This is a genomic window from Pinisolibacter sp. DMC19 (assembly GCF_056313985.1).
Genome location: NZ_JBQUZF010000002.1, coordinates 542,857 through 558,984, shown reverse-complemented (window position 1 = coordinate 558,984; position 16,128 = coordinate 542,857). Strand labels below are relative to the sequence as shown.

The window sequence follows — 16,128 nt, the reverse complement described above, 5'->3', positions numbered from 1 at the left end:
AACGGGTCCCCGAAACGAAAGAAGCCGGCGATCGCTCGCCGGCTTCTCGAATGTCGCGACGGGTCGCTCGATCAGTTGATCACGACCACGCGGGCGCCGACCTTGACGCGCTCGTAGAGGTCGGTGACGTCGTCGTTGGTCATGCGGAAGCAGCCCGAGGACACGGCCTGACCGATGGTCCACGGCTCGTTCGAGCCATGGATGCGGTAGTAGGTCGAGCCGATGTACATGGCGCGGGCGCCGAGCGGGTTCTCCGGGCCACCGGCCATGTAGGCGGGCAGGTGCGGCTGGCGGCGACGCATTTCCGGAGGCGGGGTCCAACCCGGCCACTCGGCCTTGCGGGTGACGGAGTGCTCGCCGCCCCAGGCGAAGCCCGGACGGCCGACGCCGATGCCGTACTTCAGCGCCTTGCCGTCGCCGAGGACGAGGTAGAGACGACGCTCGGCCGTCTTCACCACGATGGTGCCGGCCGAGTAGCGGCCGTCGAACGAGACGACCTCGCGCGGAATGGGCGTGAAGTTGGGAGCGGCGGAGGAATAGTTCGTCGCACCCGGACCTTCGACGATGTTGCCGAGCGCGTCGTAACGCGTCTGGACCGCCGGATTGAATTCAGCGCCGGCCGGGATGGACAGGGACAGGGTCCCGATCGCAACAGCCGCCGCCACAAGCATAGACCTGCTCATGCCGCCCTCGTGTATGCCGAATGAAAAACAATCGGGGAGGCTGCCCGCCCCGTTCGATTTCATATTGGCCGAACCGGACGGTACGGGGCAAGCCGCAGACTGGTCTGGGGATGCGTGTTCCGACGGAGGCGGGCGAGTTTAGGGGCGTCTGTGTCGCCCCTGCAACGGCGCGGTGCCGACGACGGTGACGAAACCGTCCAGATTCGATATCTTTCTGGCCGATCCGGCGGATCGTTCCGATTTCACGAACGGTCTCTTAAGGCTCCGCGCCGACTATGACGCGACGACAGAGTTTGAACGCGGCGCCACCGCGTCGGGGGCGGACGACGACATGGACATCGAAGCCGACCGGCTCTTCGACATCGCGCGTGATCGCAGTTCGGCCGCGCGGGGGCGTCTGTTGACGCTCCTGACCGGTCTGGTGCTGGGCGACGTCGGACATGCCACGCGCGAACGCGACATCTTCTTCGACATCGTGCGTGACCTGATCGAACACGTGCCGCAGGCCGATCGCGAGCGCCTGTCGCAGATCGCCGCCGATCTCGAACACTTCCCCCACGACCTTCTGATGCGGCTCGCCGTCGACGACATCGCGGTGGCCGAGCCGGTGCTGGTGCGCGCCGTCGGCTTCTTCGACGACGATCTGATCGACCTCGCCACCCGCTGCGGCAACGACCATCGTGCCGCCATCGCGGTGCGCCGGGTGGTGTCGCGACAGCTCTCCCGCGTGCTGGTGCGTCTCGGCGACGGCGAGGTGCTGCGCCGGCTCGGTGCCAATCGCGGCGCCGAATTCTCCGACGACGACATTCATGCGTTGCATCTGCGCTCCGAGAGCGATCCGGTCCTGCGCGACACGCTGCTCGCCCGCGACGACCTGCGCGAGGCGCTCCTGCGCGTCCTGCGCCGGATGATGGAACGCGCCGTCGGCGAGGTGCGGCCGCGCAGCCGCGGCCTGTCGGCGCGCGGCGACCTCCACCCGGTCCACACCGTCGGCGACGTGCCGGCACCCGTCGAAGAGGCTGTCGCCGCGAAGCCCAGGGACGAGGACCTCGGCGTCGCCGTGCTGGTCGAAAACGTCCGGCGCGGCACCCGCTCCGTCGATGCGGTGGTGGTCGAACTCGCCGACGCCGATCGCCATGCCGATCTCGCCCGCTTCCTCGGCACCATGGCCGACATCGACGAGAGCGGCGTCCTGCGCGTCCTGGTGCGCTCCGACGTCGACGGCATCGCGCTGTTGGCCGGCGGCCTCGCCATCGCCGAAGCCGCCTTCGAACGACTGATCGAACTGCGCCGCCGCAAGCTCCGCTTCTCCGCGACGCAGGTGAAGTGGGAGCGCGAGGCCTATCGCAACCTCGACCGCGAGAATGCCCGCACCACGCTCGAACAGTTGGGCCGCCGCCGCCGCTCGGTCGCGTGACGCCGCCCTTCGTTCGTGCCGTGCGCTCTTCCGACGATCCGCCGAAGAACAACGCCGCCGCGGATCGCTCCGCGGCGGCGCCTCTCCCGGGCGGCGCGGGTTGATCCCACGCCCGTCTCCTCGAAGGTCGCGCCGGGCCTGCCCGGCGGCGAATGTCGTTCAGGCGGCGCCCCGGTCGCGGGGCGCCGGCCCGATCACTTGACGATCTGCGCCAGCTTGCCCGACGCATAGGCGGCGGCGATGTCCTCGAGTGGGGCCGGCTTGATCTTGTCGGCCTGACCGGCGGCGCCGAAGGCCTCGTAGCGGGCCTTGCAGACCGCCGAGGCGGCCTTCTGGGCTTCGGCGTTGTACTTGCGCGGGTCGAACTCGCCCGGCTTGGTGGCGAAGACACGCCGCACGGCGGCGGTCATGGCCAGACGCAGGTCGGTGTCGATGTTGACCTTGCGCACGCCGTACTTGATGCCCTCGACGATCTCCTCGACCGGGACGCCGTAGGTCTCCTTCATGTCGCCGCCGTACTTGCGGATCTCCTCGAGCAGTTCCTGGGGAACCGAGGACGAACCGTGCATCACCAGATGGGTGTTGGGGATGCGGGCGTTGATCTCCTTGATGCGGTCGATGGCGAGGATGTCGCCGGTCGGCTTCTTGGAGAACTTGTAGGCGCCGTGCGACGTGCCGATGGCGATCGCCAGAGCGTCCACCTGGGTCCGCTTGACGAAGTCGGCGGCCTGATCGGGATCGGTCAGGAGCTGCTCGCGGGTCATGGTACCCTCGGCGCCGTGCCCGTCCTCCTTGTCGCCCTTCATCGTCTCGAGCGAACCCAGAACGCCGAGCTCGCCTTCGACCGACACGCCGATCGAGTGGGCGAAGTCGACCACCGTGCGGGTGGTCTCGACGTTGTACTCGTAGGTGGCGACGGTCTTGCCGTCGGCCTGCAGCGAACCGTCCATCATCACCGAGGTGAAGCCCGAACGAATCGCCGCCTGGCAGATCGCCGGGGAGGCGCCGTGATCCTGATGCATGACGACCGGGATCTCGGGATAGGCCTCGACGGCGGCCTGGATCAGGTGGCGCAGGAACTGCTCGCCGGCATATTTGCGCGCGCCGGCCGAGCCCTGGAGAATGACCGGGCTCCGGGTCTCGCGGGCGGCCTCCATGACGGCACGAACCTGCTCGAGGTTGTTGACGTTGAAGGCCGGCAGGCCGTAGCCGTTCTCGGCGGCATGGTCGAGCAACTGGCGCATGGAAACGAGCGGCATCGGGGTCTCCTCATTCTGTTCGAGTGCGAAGCCGAACGCGGCCCCGCTCGACTACGTCCGAGTTAGAACCCCGGACGCCTGCATTCAAGTGGAACGTTCGACCATCGCGAACTTCCCCGTCCGTGAAACGACGGAGAAACTTCGCCGCAGTGCAAGAAGTTGCCTCCACTGCGGCGAATTTCTTCGAATTACCCGACGATGCGGCGCACCGTCGCGGTAACGTTGTCGACAGTGAAGCCGAAGAGCGGCCACAGAACCTTCTCCGGCGCGCTCTCGCCGAAGCGATCGATGCCGATGACGGCGCCGTCGCGGCCGGCGAGCTTCCACCAGCCGCGGGTGACGCCGGCCTCGACCACGACGGTCGGCAGACGGCCGAGCACGGCGGCCTGTTCGTCGGCCGGGCGACGCTCGAAGGCCTCGACGCAGGGCATCGAGACGACGCGGACCGGAAGGCCCTCGGCCTCGAGCTGCTTCTGGGCGGCGACGGCGAGCTGCACTTCCGAGCCGGTCGCCACGATCACCGCCTTCGCCGCTGTCTTCGGCTCGACCAGCACGTAGCCGCCCTTGGCGACGTCGGCGAGCTGGACGGCATCACGCGGCTGATGCGGCAGGTTCTGACGGGTCAGCAGCAGCGCCGACGGGCCGTCGGTGCGCGACACCGACGACAGCCACGCCGCCATCGTCTCGACCGCGTCGCAGGGACGCCAGACGTCGAGATTGGGGATGACGCGCAGCGCCTCGGCGTGCTCGACCGGCTGATGGGTCGGGCCGTCTTCACCGAGACCGATACTGTCGTGGGTGTAGACGTGCACCACCTTCTGCTTCATCAGCGCCGACATGCGCACCGCGTTGCGGGCGTAGTCGGAGAAGACGAGGAAGGTCGCTACGTAGGGAATGAAGCCGCCGTGCAGCGCCATGCCGTTGGCGATCGCCGTCATGCCGAACTCGCGCACGCCGTAGAGCACGGCGTTGCCGGCCGGATCGCGGGTGATCGCGGTCTGGCCCTTGTAGTTCGTCAGGTTGGAGTGCGTCAGGTCGGCCGAACCGCCCATGAATTCCGGCAGCTTCGGACCGAGCACGCCGAGCGCGTTCTGGCTGGCCTTGCGGGAAGCGATCGTCGCCGCCTCGGCGTCGACCGCGGCGAGCGCGGCCTTGGCGAAGGTGTCGAAGTCGGCCGGGAGCTGGTGGTTCACGCGGCGGGTGAACTCGGCGGCGAGGTCGGGATGGGTCTTCGCATAGCCGGCGAAGAGCGCTTCCCAGTTGCCCGAGAGTTCGGCGCCGCGGGTGGTGCGATCCCACTCGGCGTAGACGTCGTCCGGGATCTCGAAGGGCGCGTAGGGCCAGTTCATCGCGGCGCGGACGCCGGCGATCTCTTCGGCGCCGAGCGGCGCGCCGTGGCAGCCCTCGGTGCCCTGCTTCTTGGGCGCGCCCTTGCCGATGACGGTCTTCGCCTGGATCAGGGTGGGCTTCGACGTTTCGGCGATCGCGGCCTTCATGGCGGCGTCGAGAGCGACCGGGTCATGGCCGTCGACGTTGCGCACGACGTGCCAGCCGTAGGCTTCGTAGCGGGCGCAGACGTCCTCGCCGAACCACTCGGCGACCTTGCCGTCGATCGAGATGCCGTTGTCGTCCCACACCACGTTGAGCTTGCCGAGGCCGATGGTGCCGGCGAGCGAGGAGACTTCGTGGGAAACGCCCTCCATCAGGCAGCCGTCGCCGACGAAGACCCAGGTGCGGTGATCGACGATCGTGTGGCCCGGACGGTTGAACTGGGCGGCGAGCGTGCGCTCGGCGATGGCCATGCCGACGCCGTTGGCGATGCCCTGGCCGAGCGGACCGGTGGTGGTCTCGATGCCCGGCGTGTAGCCGTATTCCGGATGACCCGGGGTCTTGGAATGGAGCTGGCGGAAGTTCTTGATGTCGTCGATCGAGACGTCGAAGCCGGTCAGGTGCAAGAGCGCATAGTTCAGCATCGAGCCGTGGCCGTTCGACAGCACGAAGCGGTCGCGGTTCGGCCAGGTCGGCTTCTTCGGGTCGACGCGCAGATGCTCGCGCCACAGCACGCTGGCGATCTCGGCCATGCCCATCGGGGCGCCGGGATGGCCGGACTTGGCCTGTTCGACCGCGTCCATCGCAAGGGCGCGGACAGCGGCGGAAACCTTCCAGGTCAGGGCGTCGGTCACGGGCTTGTTCATCTCGTCGTCTCCCGGTCCCCGCCGTCCCGTTGATCGGGATCGCGACGGGTTCGCGCTGCACTCGTGCCCGCGGGCGGGTCTTTCCGACCATCGCGGACGAGCGGCGGATTTCCGCCGCTCCACGTGCTGGTCAACCGCCAGACCCTGCGACGAAAGTCAACCTCCGAAGTTGGAAAGATCGCCGCGGTCCCCGACCGCTCGAAGGCATCTCCGGATTGCAATGAATGATCTTGCAGAAACGGCACAAGTTGCAAGTCTGGTGTCGGTCGAAGCAGAACCGTCATGTTCAGTAGAAGCGACTTTCGCCGCCCGAAGGGGCTCGAAGAGCGCACGATCGCCGGTCGCGATCGATTGGAAGCCCGTCGCGGAGGTTTCGCCGGAGCGACCGCCGAGCGGCGCGGTGCCTCGATGCCATTCGCGGCCGGATCGCCACGGTCGCATTCGACTCGACAAGTCTCGTCCGTCCGCCACGTCATGGCTGGCCCTCCGGGATTGCACGAGACCGCCGTGCGCCTGCCGAGCCTACGCGGTTCTACGCAAAATGCGTGCACCATGCATGTATTTCGGGTATCGTGTCGCGCCCGGCGGGGGAGGGCGCCCAGGGCGATGCACCGAGTCGGAGCTGCCCGCGCGAGGCGGTGGATCGCGGCGAGGTCGGGGTCCTTGCCCTTCGGCCCACGCACAGGCTGCGAAACGAAGACGCCCGCAGACCGTGCGATCCGCGGGCGCTTCGAAAGATCGGGACGCCGTCCCCGTCGCCTCACTCGGCGGCGGCTTCGATCTCGTCCTCGTCGACGAGGTGATGGCTCTCGATGCGCTCGACTTCCTCGCGGCTGCCGAAGATCAGCGGGATGCGCTGATGCAGGATGCGCGGCTCGAGGTCGAGCAGGTTCTCGTTGCCGGTCGAGACCGCGCCGCCGGCCTGCTCGACCACCCAGCCGATCGGGTTCGACTCGTAGATCAGCCGCAGCCGACCCTCGTCGTAGCCCTTGCGCTTGTCGGCCGGGTAGAGATAGACGCCGCCGCGCACCAGGATGCGGTGGCCGTCGGCGACGAGGCTGCCGACCCAGCGCATGTTGGTGTCCTCGCCGCGGGCGCCCTCGGCGCCGTGGACGCATTCGTCGATGTAGCGCTGCGTCGGCTCGTTCCAGTGGCGACGGTTCGACGAGTTGATGGCGAATTCCTTGGTCTTCGGCGGGATGCTCATCGCCCGGTTGGTGCAGATGAAGGTGCCGCGACGGCGGTCGAGGGTGAACATCTGCGTGCCCGAGCCGAGCGTCATGACGAGCGTCGTCTGCGGCCCGTAGAGGATGTAGCCGGCGGCGAGCTGGTCGCGGCCCTTCTGCAGGAAGGCGTCGTGGGTGTGCGGGTCGACGTGGTCGGGCGCGCGCAGCACCGAGAAGATCGTGCCGATCGACACGTTGGTGTCGATGTTCGACGAGCCGTCGAGCGGGTCGACCGCGGCGAGCAGCGTGCCGTCGTGGTGGATCGGGGTCGGATGATCGAGTTCCTCGGAGGCGATCGCCGCGACCGGCGCGCGGCGGCAGGCCTCGATCAGCAGGTCGTTGGAATGGACATCGAGGAACTTCTGCACCTCGCCCTGGACGTTCTCGGTCATCGCGGCGGCGAGTTCGCCGGCGAGCGGGCCGTCGGAGACCAGCGCGGCGATGTCGCGACCGGCGTCGGCCAGCGCATGGACGGTGGCCGCGATGTCCTGCCGGAGGCTGTCCCTGCCCGCCCACTTCTCGAGGAACGAATAGAGGCTCTCGTTCTTCATCGTCGTCTCCCTGACCTGACCCGGCGCGACACCGCGCCCCTCGAGGTGATGTGTCGCATCGCCCTTCACATGCCCTCGCGCCACGCTCTTCGCAACCGCGAAAAAGCAGTCGCGCGATGGTATTCGCTCGGCATTTCGTCGATATCGTGGATTCACGAAGGCCTTTTGACGCGACGAGTTGCGTAATTCCGTCAAGTCTGCAAGAAATTCCTCCGTCATGACCCGAACGCCCGTTCCGCCCTCGAGCCCCTCGAGCTCGCCCGCGCCCTCCGACCGTGCCCCCGCAGATCGGGCGCACGGCGACGAGGGACTGCCGTCGCATGTCCGCAGGAAGCGACTGGGGGCGAAGCCGCTCGTCCACGAGACCGCGGTCACCCGCGACAGCCGCTTCGGCAAATTCGTCAAGATCGGCGCCCGCACGACGATCATCGAGACGGATTTCGGCGACTATTCCTACGCGGTGAACGACTGCGAGATCGTCTATGCGACCATCGGCAAGTTCGTCTCGATCGGCGCGCTGGTCGGCATCAATCCGGCGAACCACCCGTGGGAACGGGCGGCGCAGGCGCATTTCACCTATCGCTCGTGGCAGTATTTCGAGGACGTCGCCGACGAGGTGGAGGAGTTCGACCGCCGCCGCGCCGAGCGGGTGACGATCGGCCACGACGCCTGGATCGGCCGCGCGGCGATCGTCCTTCCGGGCCGCACCATCTGCAACGGCGCCATCGTCGGTGCCGGCGCCGTCGTGACGAAGGACGTCGCGCCCTATACGATCGTCGCCGGCAACCCGGCGAAGCCGATCCGCCGCCGCTTCTCCGAGGAGACCGCGGAACGGCTCGAGCGGCTGGCGTGGTGGAACTGGCCGCACGCGGTGCTGCGCCGCGCCGTGCCGGACTTCCGGGCCCTGTCGGCGGAAGCCTTCCTCGACACGTGGGAGAAGAAGATCGCGGCGGGTGAGGTCCGGCTCTGAACGCCGGCCTCGGAGCGGGTGCGTCGCGAAAACGAGCTTCCGCCCGAGGACGTCAGCAACCATGATGCGCGCCGGCGAGCGCCCGGAGCGGGTGGCGTCGCGGCGGGGGAGAGCGGCATGGAACAGTTCGCGGCATTGATCGGAGCGACGGGATTCCTGTCGGCGCTCGCCGGATTTCTCGTATTGTGGGGCACCGTGATCCTCGGCGTGACCGTCACCTTCGTGGTGACCGGCTTCGTTCTGGAGCGGCTCAACGCCCGCCATCCCGAACGCCGCATCCAGAACCGCACCAACCCCGACAAGTGGCGGGAACTGCGCACCGCGCCGCAGTCGATCCTGACCCTGTCGTTCTGGTTCGCGCTCGGGTTGTTCGCTCAGGCGCGCGGCTGGACCATGACGCCGGTCGCGGCCTCGTGGTGGTCGGTGGCACTCTTCACCGGGCTCGGCATCGTGCTCTACGACACCTGGTTCTATTGGGGCCACCGGTTGATGCACCTGAAGTCGTGGGCGTGGATCCACGCGCTCCATCACGAGAGCTTCGCGCCCACTCCGTGGTCGAACCAGCACGACAGCATCCTCGATTCCACCATCTGCCAAGTCTATTTCGCGATCCTGCCCTTCGTGCTGCCCTTCCCGTGGCAGGCGCTGGTGCTGCACAAGCTCTACGACCAGATCGGCGGTATGGTCGGCCATTGCGGCCACGAGCATTTCGCCTCGCCTCTGGCGCGGTCGCCGTGGCCGCTCGCCGGCACGGTCTTCCACGACATCCACCACAGCCGCTACAATTACAACTTCGCCCACACCTTCACGTTCTGGGACCGCTGGGCGGGAACCCTCCATCCCGACTACGACCGCACCGTCGACGCCTTCGTCGCCGCGGACGCCGCGCGCCGCGCCGCTTGAGCGCGGGCTCCTTCGATCACGTCATCGTTCGGCGTCCGACCAATCGCTGCCTTGGCGGCGTCCCGGAACCGTTCTAGAACCTCCGCCGGGCGCGACCGCCGGTCGCAGGCCCGTCCCGGGCCGGCCGTCGCGCCCGAGATCCCAGATCCCACGGGAGACCTTCGACGATGACCACCGAGACCCCGGCTTTCCAGTATTCCGAGATGTTCCCGCACGGCCCCGACAAGACGCCGTGGCGCAAGCTCACCTCGGACTTCGTGAAGGTCGAGACCTTCCAGGGCGAGGACATGCTGGTGGTCGATCCGGCGGCGCTGAAGCTGCTCGCCGAGACCGCGCTGGGCGAGATCTCGCACTATCTGCGCCCCGGTCATCTCGAACAGCTCGCCAAGATCCTGAAGGACCCGGAAGCGACGTCGAACGACAAGTTCGTGGCGCTCGATCTCCTCAAGAACGCCTGCATCTCGGCCGGCGGCGTGCTGCCGATGTGTCAGGACACCGGCACCGCCATCGTCATGGGAAAGAAGGGCCGCCGGGTCTACACCAAGGGCGGCGACGAGGCGGCGCTGTCGGAGGGCGTGCGCGACGCCTACCTCAAGCGCAACCTGCGCTACTCGCAGCTCGCGCCGATCACCATGTTCGAAGAGAAGAACACCAAGAACAATCTGCCGGCGCAGATCGACATCTACGAAGAGGGCGAGGACGCCTACAAGTTCCTCTTCATGGCCAAGGGCGGCGGCTCGGCCAACAAGACCTATCTGGTCCAGGGCACGCCCTCGCTTCTGACCCATGATCGCCTGATGGAGGTGCTGAAGAAGCAGATCCTCGGCCTCGGCACCGCCGCCTGCCCGCCCTATCACCTCGCCATCGTCGTCGGCGGCACCTCGGCCGAGCAGAACCTCAAGACGGTGAAGCTCGCCTCCGCCCGCTATCTCGACGACCTGCCGACCAAGGGCACCGAACTCGGCCACGCCTTCCGCGACCTCGAGCTCGAGGAAGAGGTCCACAAGCTGACCCAGTCGCTCGGCGTCGGCGCCCAGTTCGGCGGCAAGTACTTCTGCCACGACGTCCGCGTCATCCGCCTGCCGCGCCACGGCGCCTCGCTGCCGATCGGCATCGGCGTCTCCTGCTCGGCCGACCGCCAGTGCCTCGGCAAGATCACCAAGGACGGCGTCTGGATCGAGCAGCTCGAGCACGATCCGGCGAAGTTCATGCCCGAGTTCGACGAGAGCGAACTGTCGGGCGACGTGGTGCAGATCGACCTCAACCTGCCGATGGCCGAGATCCTGGCGACGCTGTCGAAGTACCCGACCAAGACGCGCCTGTCGCTCTCCGGCCCGATGATCGTCGCCCGCGACCTCGCGCACGCCAAGATCCGCGAGCGGCTCGAGAGCCAGCAGCCGATGCCGGACTACTTCAAGAACCACCCGGTCTATTACGCCGGTCCCGCCAAGACGCCGGAGGGCATGGCCTCGGGTTCCTTCGGCCCGACCACGGCCGGCCGCATGGACAGTTACGTCGACCAGTTCCAGTCCTTCGGCGGCTCGATGGTGATGCTCGCCAAGGGTAATCGCTCGGCCGCGGTGACGACCGCGTGCAAGACGCACGGCGGCTTCTACCTCGGCTCGATCGGAGGCCCGGCGGCACGTCTGGCGCAGGACTGCATCAAGCACGTCGAGGTGCTCGAGTACCCGGAACTCGGCATGGAAGCGATCTGGAAGATCGAAGTCGAGAACTTCCCCGCCTTCATCGTCGTCGACGACAAGGGCAACGACTTCTTCAAGGAGCTCAATCTGGGCTGAGGCCGGGGATCGTCGTTCCCCTTGCTTCTTGGTGCTCATGTCGGCAACAGCCGACATGAGGTGGGAACGACTTCCTCGAGGAGCCGAACCTCGGCTGAGGTGGGGTTTTCGGGACTTCCCTGTTCGGCTTCACCCTGAGGTGCCCGGCAACGCCGGGCCTCGAAGGGCGAAGCCTCGACGGGCGGTGCCACTCGGCCCTTCGCCCTTCGAGGCTCGCTTCGCTCGCACCTCAGGATGAAGGGCCTCTGCTCGAAGCCCGTCGGGATCCCCTCCCGGCGGGCTTTCCCATGCGGCCTCACCCCGCCCGCGGCGCTTCCCCGTCGAGGCCGCGGAAGATCGCTTCGGCGATCGGCAGGAGACGGTCGCGATCGGTCGTCGCCGTCACCGCGAAGCCCCAGCCGCGATCGATCCAGGCGAAGGTCGAGGTCGCCCCCTCGGAGCGGAACCGGAAGGCTGTGGTATCGCCGCCCGGCGTCGCCTGCACCCACAGCGTCAGCCGTCCGCCGGCCGCATCCTCGTACATCAGCTGCGCCGCGGCGGTCTCGCCCGCGGGCAACAGGCGCCCGCCGATCAGCTTCCAGCCGAAACGGCCGAGATCGGGCGCGACGATCGGCCGGCCGAGCCGTTTGGAGAGCCAGCCGAGGAGATGCTTCTCTTCGCTCGCCCGCACCTCGACCGGATGCACCACCTCCGCCACAAACAGCCGATGCGCGGCGCTCGCCTCCTCGGCGACGATCATCGGCACCGGTGCGACGGGGGCGGCAGGGGAGGGCGCGAATGCCCGCATCGACAGTCCGCCGACGACCGCGCCGGCGACGAAGACCACCAGCGCCGCGGCGATCGCCCGCATCCGCGACAGGCTGCGCCGACGGTTCGCCTCGCGGATGTTGGCGATGCGCAGGCGGCTGGGGATCGGCTCGTCGGCGATCGGGGCGAGCTGTTCGCGAAGTGCCGCGCGGTCGCGCGTCTCGGCGGCGATGCGGTCGGCGAGTGCCGGATCTTCGCCCATCCGGGCGGCGAGGAGAGCGGCGCGATCGGGGGCGAGGCGGCCGTCGACCGCCGCCACGAGATCGTCTTCGCCGATGGGAGACCGGAGATCGGTCATTTCACTCTCCTGAGAAGCGTCGTCCGTCCGGTCTCGATCAGGCCCCGGAGCCTCTGGCGCCCGCGCGCCAGCCGCGACATCACGGTGCCGATCGGAATGCCCATCACCTTCGCCGCCTCTTCGTAGCTCAGGTCCTCGACGCCGACGAGGAGCAGCAGCGTCTTCTGCTCTTCCGGCAGCAGATCGAGCGCGGCGAGCGCGTCGCGCGCACCGAGGCCGGTCTCCTGATCGGGGGGAAGGGCGGGTTCGTTGGTCTCGTCGATTGCGACCGCGACCCCGCGTCGGCGTCCGCGGCGGATCTCGTCGAGATGGAGATTGCGCAGGATGGCGAAGAGCCACGGTCGGGGATCGTCGGCGGAACGCCGCATCCACCAGCGGGCGAGGGCACGCTCCAGCGTGTCCTGCACCAGATCGTCGGCGCGGTCGGCATCGCCGGTCAGCGCTCGGGCATGGCGGCGCAGCGCCGGGATCAGGGGCTCGAGCACGCGTGCGGCATCGTCGCTCGCCATCGCTTCTCGTCCTCCCCCGTCTCGGCGCCCGCCATCATGCCTCAGGGACGCGCCAGGCTCCAGGCGCCGTTGAGGAAGCCGTCGCCGGTCGTGTCGCCGGGCTTGGTGTCCTTCGTCCAGGCATAGAGCGGCTTGCCCTTGTAGGCCCACTGCTTGGCGCCGTCGTCGCGGGTGACGACGGTCCAGTCGCCCATCGCCTTGGCATCGGCGTTCGCCGCGAGCGGCGGCCAGTTGGTGGCGCAGGGGCCGTTGCACATCGACTTGCCGCCGGCGTCCTTGGCGAAGGTGTAGAGCGACATGCCCTTGGCGTCGGTCAGCACCTTGCCCTTCTCGGTGGTCCCGACCATCGCCGGATCGGCGGCGAAGGCGAAGGCGGTACCGGCCAGAAGCGCGGCGGCGACGATCAGGGTGCGCAGGGGGGCGTTCTTCATCGGGTGTCTCCTCGTCGGGTTTGGGTCGACAGAGGTAAGACGTGTGCTGGGCAGGGTTTATTCCCGAAGGCTTCGAAAAATTCCTCGGTGCCGACGACGGCGGGAGCAGACGCCGCCGTTTGCGGCGGCGCCTTCGGTCTCGAGGCTCCAGCGGATCAGCGCTCGTTCTCTTCCATGATCTTCGTCGCTTCCCGGATGAACGCCAGTTCGTCGCGCCACGGCAGCGTCCGAGAGACTTCGGGATCGTCGAGCGCCTCGTCGAACACCGCGCGCAGCTTGGCGAGACGGTCCGGATCGCCGCCCGCGAAGGTCGAGGCGCGGTCACGCCACCGCCGAGCCAGATCCAGGGCATCCGGCGAACCAGGAGCGCGGCCGAGCAGAGCACGGGCCTCCGCCAACAGCTGCTCGCGTTCTTCCGCGTCCGCATTCCGGTCGCCGCCGCTCGGCCTGGGGGCGGCCATTGCGAGGCGCTCGGCTTCGGTGAAGTGCTTGGCAAAGAGCGGCGTCAGGTTTTCACGCCAGTCGGGTCTTCCTTCGGTCATGACGATCTCCTTCGTGAGCGTTACGAGATCGTCCACCGACAGGTTCTCGCCCGCCTCGAGGCGCCTTCTGGCTGCGGCAATGGCGGCCGCTGCGGCCTGCAACGTGGCGATCCGCAACCGAAGGTCTTTCTCCTGGGCCTCGAGGATGGGTTCGAGATCGTCGCCGAGGCTCTCGATCAGCACCCCGATCCGGGCGAGCGTGAGCCCGAGCGACTTCAGAGCCAGGACCTGATGCAGGCGGCGCATCTGAACCGGACCGTAGACGCGGTATCCCGCTGGGCTCCGATCCGGTTCGACCAGGCCATGGCGTTCGTAGACCCGCAATGCCTTGATCGAGACACCCAGCAGAGCTGCGGTCTCTCCGACGGTGCGGAATCTCGGGTGCCGGGTCAATTGCGCCTCCTGTCGATGGACATTCATGTCCTTCGGGCCGGTCCCTGGGGCCGGGTCAAGCGCCATCATTCGGAAATCGCGTCTTCCCTGTCACGGATCCGGAGATCCGTGGGAGGGCGAGGCAGGATCCTCGTCTTCGACCGTCGGGTCTCTCACCCCAACCGCTCGGCGTGCCACCTGAGATGATCGGCGATGAAGCTGGCGATGAAGAAATACGAGTGGTCGTAGCCCTCCTGCCGACGCAGGGTCAGCGGCATCTTCGCCTTCTCGCAGGCCGCTTCCAGCAGGTGCGGCTTCAGCTGCGCTTCGAGGAAACCGTCGGCGGTGCCCTGGTCGACGAGCAGGCCCGGCAGCCGCGCCCCGTCCTCGATCAGCGCGCAGGCGTCGTACTTGCGCCATTGCGCCCGGTTGGGGCCGAGATAGCCCTCGAGCGCCTTCTCGCCCCAGGGGCAGTTCATCGGCGAGACGATCGGCGCGAAGGCCGAGACCGAGGCGAAGCGCGACGGCTCCCTGAGGGCAATCGTCAGCGCGCCGTGGCCGCCCATCGAATGGCCCATGATGCCCTGTCGCATCATGTCGGCCGGCAGCTCGCGCCCGACGAGGCCCGGCAGTTCGTGCTCGAGCCACGAGCGCATGCGGTAGTGCTCGGCGAAGGGCTCGACGGTCGCATCGACGTAGAACCCGGCGCCGAGGCCGAAGTCGTAAGACCCTTCCGGATCGTCCGGCACGCCCTCGCCGCGGGGGCTGGTGTCCGGTGCGATCAGCATCAGCCCGCGCTCGGCGGCGACGCGCTGGGCGCCGGCCTTCACCGTGAAGTTCTCCTCCGTGCAGGTGAGCCCGGAGAGGAACCAGACGACCGGCACCGGCCGCCGTTCCGCCGCCGGCGGCACGAAGACCGAGAAGCGCATGTCGCAGTGCGTCTCGGCGGAGGCGTGTTTGTAGACGAACTGCGTGCCGCCGAAGCACTTGGCAGCGGAGATCTGTTCGAGAGCCATGGTTCGTCTCCTCAGAACACCACCACCGAGCGGATCGACTTGCCTTCGTGCATCAGGTCGAAGGCGGTGTTGATCTCGTCGAGCGGCATGGTGTGGGTGATCAGACTGTCGATGTCGATCTTGCCCTCCATGTACCAGTCGACGATCTTCGGCACGTCGGTGCGCCCGCGCGCGCCGCCGAAGGCCGAGCCCTTCCACACCCGTCCGGTGACGAGCTGGAACGGCCGCGTCGAGATCTCGGTGCCCGACGGCGCCACGCCGATGATGATGCTCTCGCCCCAGCCGCGGTGACAGCACTCGAGCGCCTGCCGCATGGTGTGGACGTTGCCGATACATTCGAAGGAATAGTCGGCGCCGCCGTCGGTGAGGTCCTGGATCGCCTCGACCACCTTGTCGCGGCCGACCTCGTCCGGATTGACGAAATGCGTCATGCCGAACTTCTTGGCCATCTCCACCTTGGACGGGTTGAGATCGACGCCGATGATCTTGTCGGCGCCGACCATGCGGGCGCCCTGGATCACGTTGAGGCCGATGCCGCCGAGGCCGAAGACGACGACGTTCGAGCCCGGCCGGACCTTTGCGGTGTAGATCACCGCGCCGATGCCGGTCGTCACGCCGCAGCCGATGTAGCAGATCTTGTCGAAGGGGGCGTCCTCGCGGACCTTGGCGACGGCGATCTCCGGCAGCACGGTGAAGTTCGAGAAGGTCGAACAGCCCATGTAGTGGAAGATCTCGTTCTTCGCCCGCCCGACCGGCTCGCAGGAGAAGCGCGTGGTCTTGTCCGGCATCAGGCCCTGGCCCTGGGTCGAGCGGATCGCCGTGCAGAGGTTGGAACGCTGCGAGAGGCACGTCTTGCAGCCGCGGCATTCGGGCGTGTAGAGCGGGATGACGTGGTCGCCCGGCTTCACGGACGTCACGCCCGCGCCGACCTCGCGCACGATGCCGGCGCCCTCGTGGCCGAGGATCGCCGGGAACTTGCCCTCGGAATCGAGGCCCGACAGCGTGTAGGCGTCGGTGTGGCAGACGCCGGTCGCCATGATCTCGATCAGCACCTCGCCGGGCTTCGGCCCCGAGATGTCGATGGTCTCGATGGTCAGCGGCTTGTTGGCCTCCCAGGCCACGGCGGCACGGCTCTTCATGGTCGTCCTCC

The 16,128-nt window shown here is 68.0% G+C and carries 14 protein-coding genes; 4 read left to right on the top strand and 10 right to left on the bottom strand.

What is annotated here, in order from left to right:
• Positions 1–71: 71 nt before the first annotated feature.
• Entirely contained in the window at positions 72–683 is a 612-nt protein-coding gene (locus tag ACT53U_RS07035) for a L,D-transpeptidase (protein WP_476153716.1), read from the bottom strand.
• 331 nt (positions 684–1,014) lie between these two features.
• Between ACT53U_RS07035 and ACT53U_RS07030 the strand changes: the two genes are divergently transcribed.
• Positions 1,015–2,100, top strand: coding sequence for a DUF2336 domain-containing protein (locus ACT53U_RS07030; protein ID WP_476153715.1), 1,086 nt, complete (start codon positions 1,015–1,017; stop codon positions 2,098–2,100).
• Positions 2,101–2,294: 194 nt separating this feature from the next.
• Here ACT53U_RS07030 and fba read toward each other — a convergent pair whose 3' ends face one another.
• From fba to ACT53U_RS07015, 3 genes are all read right to left on the bottom strand, one after another.
• Positions 2,295–3,359, bottom strand: a complete 1,065-nt coding sequence (gene fba / locus ACT53U_RS07025; RefSeq protein WP_476135692.1) for a class II fructose-bisphosphate aldolase — start codon at positions 3,357–3,359, stop codon at positions 2,295–2,297.
• A gap of 188 nt (positions 3,360–3,547) precedes the next feature.
• Entirely contained in the window at positions 3,548–5,554 is a 2,007-nt protein-coding gene (gene tkt / locus ACT53U_RS07020) for a transketolase (RefSeq protein WP_476153714.1), read from the bottom strand.
• A gap of 760 nt (positions 5,555–6,314) precedes the next feature.
• Positions 6,315–7,331 carry a class 1 fructose-bisphosphatase gene (locus ACT53U_RS07015; protein ID WP_476153713.1) on the bottom strand — a complete coding sequence of 339 codons (1,017 nt, stop codon included), beginning with the start codon at positions 7,329–7,331 and terminating at the stop codon, positions 6,315–6,317.
• Between the two features lie 217 nt (positions 7,332–7,548).
• On the opposite strand from ACT53U_RS07015, the gene ACT53U_RS07010 reads away from it, so the two are divergent.
• From ACT53U_RS07010 to ACT53U_RS07000, 3 genes are all read left to right on the top strand, one after another.
• On the top strand, positions 7,549–8,301 hold the full coding sequence (locus ACT53U_RS07010; protein WP_476153712.1) for an LbetaH domain-containing protein: 753 nt from the start codon (positions 7,549–7,551) through the stop codon (positions 8,299–8,301).
• Between the two features lie 117 nt (positions 8,302–8,418).
• Positions 8,419–9,204 carry a sterol desaturase family protein gene (locus ACT53U_RS07005; RefSeq protein ID WP_476153711.1) on the top strand — a complete coding sequence of 262 codons (786 nt, stop codon included), beginning with the start codon at positions 8,419–8,421 and terminating at the stop codon, positions 9,202–9,204.
• 167 nt (positions 9,205–9,371) lie between these two features.
• On the top strand, positions 9,372–11,003 hold the full coding sequence (locus tag ACT53U_RS07000; protein WP_476153710.1) for a fumarate hydratase: 1,632 nt from the start codon (positions 9,372–9,374) through the stop codon (positions 11,001–11,003).
• 295 nt (positions 11,004–11,298) lie between these two features.
• Here ACT53U_RS07000 and ACT53U_RS06995 read toward each other — a convergent pair whose 3' ends face one another.
• The 6 genes from ACT53U_RS06995 to ACT53U_RS06970 form a co-directional block, all read right to left on the bottom strand.
• Positions 11,299–12,108 carry an anti-sigma factor family protein gene (locus tag ACT53U_RS06995; protein WP_476153709.1) on the bottom strand — a complete coding sequence of 270 codons (810 nt, stop codon included), beginning with the start codon at positions 12,106–12,108 and terminating at the stop codon, positions 11,299–11,301.
• Positions 12,105–12,617 carry a sigma-70 family RNA polymerase sigma factor gene (locus tag ACT53U_RS06990; RefSeq protein ID WP_476153708.1) on the bottom strand — a complete coding sequence of 171 codons (513 nt, stop codon included), beginning with the start codon at positions 12,615–12,617 and terminating at the stop codon, positions 12,105–12,107. Before ACT53U_RS06990 ends, ACT53U_RS06995 begins: the two co-directional genes overlap by 4 nt.
• 41 nt (positions 12,618–12,658) lie before the next feature.
• Positions 12,659–13,048 carry a COG4315 family predicted lipoprotein gene (locus ACT53U_RS06985; protein ID WP_476153707.1) on the bottom strand — a complete coding sequence of 130 codons (390 nt, stop codon included), beginning with the start codon at positions 13,046–13,048 and terminating at the stop codon, positions 12,659–12,661.
• Between the two features lie 155 nt (positions 13,049–13,203).
• Complete coding sequence (locus ACT53U_RS06980) at positions 13,204–14,052, bottom strand: MerR family transcriptional regulator (RefSeq protein ID WP_476153706.1); 849 nt, start codon at positions 14,050–14,052, stop codon at positions 13,204–13,206.
• Between the two features lie 83 nt (positions 14,053–14,135).
• Positions 14,136–14,978, bottom strand: a complete 843-nt coding sequence (gene fghA, locus ACT53U_RS06975; RefSeq protein WP_476153705.1) for an S-formylglutathione hydrolase — start codon at positions 14,976–14,978, stop codon at positions 14,136–14,138.
• Between the two features lie 11 nt (positions 14,979–14,989).
• Complete coding sequence (locus ACT53U_RS06970) at positions 14,990–16,117, bottom strand: S-(hydroxymethyl)glutathione dehydrogenase/class III alcohol dehydrogenase (RefSeq protein WP_476153704.1); 1,128 nt, start codon at positions 16,115–16,117, stop codon at positions 14,990–14,992.
• Positions 16,118–16,128 lie beyond the last annotated feature (11 nt).